The organism is Streptomyces longispororuber (assembly GCF_014656095.1).
Classification (GTDB): Bacteria; Actinomycetota; Actinomycetes; order Streptomycetales; family Streptomycetaceae; genus Streptomyces; species Streptomyces longispororuber.
The window spans coordinates 1-1,130 of sequence record NZ_BNBT01000324.1 but is presented as its reverse complement, the minus strand read 5'-3'; the positions used below and the strand labels follow the sequence as shown (position 1 = coordinate 1,130).

The following is a 1,130-nucleotide window of genomic DNA, read 5'->3' as shown; positions in this document are numbered from 1 at the left end:
AGGACGGATTCGATGTGGAAGCCGCCGTCGGGGCGGGGTCCGTACTCGAAGGTGCCGCCGACCAACTCCACCCGCTGACGCAGCCCTTTCAACCCCGTGCCCGACCCGCTGGAAGCCAGCTCCCGGTCCACCGGCCCACCCGGCGCCGTGTTCCGCACCCGTACCCGCACCCGGTCCGCCTCGTAACGCACCTCCACCCACACCCCCGCCCCCGGCGCGTGCTTACGCACATTCGTCAACGCCTCCTGCACGATCCGATACGCCGTCCGCGCCACCACCGGCGAGGACACCGACCGGTCCCCCACCTCACTCAACTCCACCTCCACCCCCACCGCCCGCGACTCCTCCACCAACACCGACAACCCCAAATCCGACACACCCCCCGGCCCCACACCACCAGCCCCCACACCACCCGGCCCCACACCACCCACACCACCGCCGTCACCCACCGCACCCACCACACCCGCCGCACTCTCCGGCGACCGGAGCACCCCCACCAAATCCCGCAACTCCTCCAACGCCTGACACCCCGCAGCCCGCAACCCCTCCGCCTCCGCCCGCACCCGCTCATCCGTCGCCACCACCCGCAACGCCCCCGCCTGCAACACCATCAACGACACCCGATGCGTCACCACATCATGCATCTCCCCCGCAAGCCGCACCCGCTCCTCCGCCCGCGCCCGCTCCGCCAGCAAAAACTGCTCCCGCTCCGCCCGCTCCGCCCGCTCCGTCAACGCAGCAATCAACCCCCGCCGCGCCGCCACATACATCCCCAACAACGCCGGCACCGCCGTCAACAACACCCCCGACGCCACCACCGCGAACTTCAACTCCCACAACCGCGTCGCCACCAACGTCAACACACCCGCCAACACCCACGCACCCCGCGGCCGCGACGAATACACCACCGCCGAATACGCCGCAAAAGGCGCCGCCAACGGCACCCACACCCCCGACCCATCCACCGACGTCACCAACAACCCCGGCGCCAACCACACCGACAACGACATCAACACCGCCGACACCGTCGCCACACCCAACACCAACAACGGCCACACCCGCCGCACCACCAACACCACCACCACAACCACCTGCAACCCCAACCCCGCCCACGGACCAAACCGCGGGTG

Annotated in this window: 1 protein-coding gene; it reads right to left on the bottom strand. The window is 70.0% G+C overall.

Annotated elements, in window-relative coordinates; genetic code table 11:
* A partial coding sequence (locus IE330_RS39820; protein ID WP_190140810.1) for a sensor histidine kinase occupies positions 1-1,082 on the bottom strand: 1,082 nt, incomplete at its 3' end.
* Positions 1,083-1,130: the final 48 nt, after the last annotated feature.